The organism is Glutamicibacter sp. AOP12-B1-11, from assembly GCF_052379245.1.
Classification (GTDB): Bacteria; Actinomycetota; Actinomycetes; order Actinomycetales; family Micrococcaceae; genus Glutamicibacter.
In genome coordinates this window covers 1-1,437 of the sequence record NZ_JBQSYL010000080.1, presented here as the reverse complement: position 1 = coordinate 1,437, position 1,437 = coordinate 1, and the positions used below count along the sequence as shown (strand labels likewise).

At 55.1% G+C, this 1,437-nt stretch carries 1 protein-coding gene; it reads right to left on the bottom strand.

Features of this window, described 5'->3' with window-relative positions; genetic code table 11:
* Window positions 1-1,328: group II intron reverse transcriptase/maturase (gene ltrA, locus ACT3UQ_RS19675; RefSeq protein ID WP_444637815.1), on the bottom strand; the 1,328-nt coding region annotated here is incomplete at its 3' end.
* Window positions 1,329-1,437 lie beyond the last annotated feature (109 nt).

Here is a 1,437-nt window from a genome sequence, read left to right as displayed (position 1 = left end):
CGGTCCCAAGCCCGGCGAAAGAGCAACACACCCAACTCTTCCCAATAGGAATTCGGCAGGGCACGCTGAAGAATCGGAGAACCAGCCACACGCCAATAAGCACGCGAGCTATTACCCCACTGGTAAGCCTGATCCTTGACGATACCCAGACGACGAAGATTCGCCACCCGAGTCCTCGGAAGCTTCCATTCCTTCCAACGGATCTGACGCATCCGATGCCGAAACCACTTATCAAGCTCAGAGAACTTCTTCGGTGTCGCAGACAACCGGAAATAGCCCATCCAACCCCGAACATAACGGTTCAGCTGACCGATGCGGTAGTCCATCGACACACTCCACTTACGGGAAGTCAGCCTCCGAATCGTATCCTTCATGCGTTTGAACGCCTTCGGAGCAACCCGAATCTGCACCCCGCCCCTGACGAAGTAAAATCCGAAGCCCAGCAAAGTTGCAACATTCGCTGGATTGACCACGGACTTGTGCCGATTGACCTTCAGCTTCAGGCGCTGTTCAAGGACTTTCGTCGCCTGCTCCAGCACCCGCGACGCAGCCCGCTTAGACCTCACAAAAATCCTGATGTCATCGGCGTACCGCACAAAGCGATGATCCCGAGACCAGAACTCCTGATCAAAATCATCCAGCATAATATTCGACAGCAACGGCGACAAAGGCGACCCCTGCGGGGTTCCCTCCGCTGTTTCCCGGCGAACACCCTGCGCCATGATCCCCGTTTCAAGATAACGGCGAACAAGCTTCAGAACCCGCTTGTCTTTCACCTTCCGCGCAACCCTAGACATCAGCACGTCATGGTTCACCCGATCAAAGAACGCATCAAGATCAACCTCAACAACCCACCGATACCCTTGGGAGATCACCGTCTGGGCGACCTTCACCGCATCGTGGGCGCTTTTACCCGGCCGGAATCCATAAGAGACCGGCACAAACCCCGGATCAAACACCGGAGACAGAACTTGCGCGAGAGCCTGCTGAATCAAACGATCCAACACGGACGGCACACCCAACATCCGTTGACCACCATCAGGCTTCGGAATCATCACCTGACGCACCGGCAACGGCGCATAAGTGCCAGCATCAAGCGCCCTACGAGTGTCACCCCAGTGTTCACCGACCCAGTCGCGCAATTCATGCGCTCCCAGACCGTCAACACCAGCGGCACCCTTATTACGCTCAACACGTTTCAATGCGACCATCAGATTCTCCTGCGAGAACACTCGTTCCCACAGATCAACCTGTTGATCCCTGATTTCTTCCCCATCAACCGCCGGTTCAACGCTACGCGCAGGAGAGTGCCCTTCAGGATTCACCATCTTCGCTTAACCTCTCTCTGCCCCACCACGTGTTCGTGGGTTTTCTGCGATTCTTACGTGAACACGAGTATTCATGTTTCAGATAATCAATTCCCAGCGTTCAGCCCTT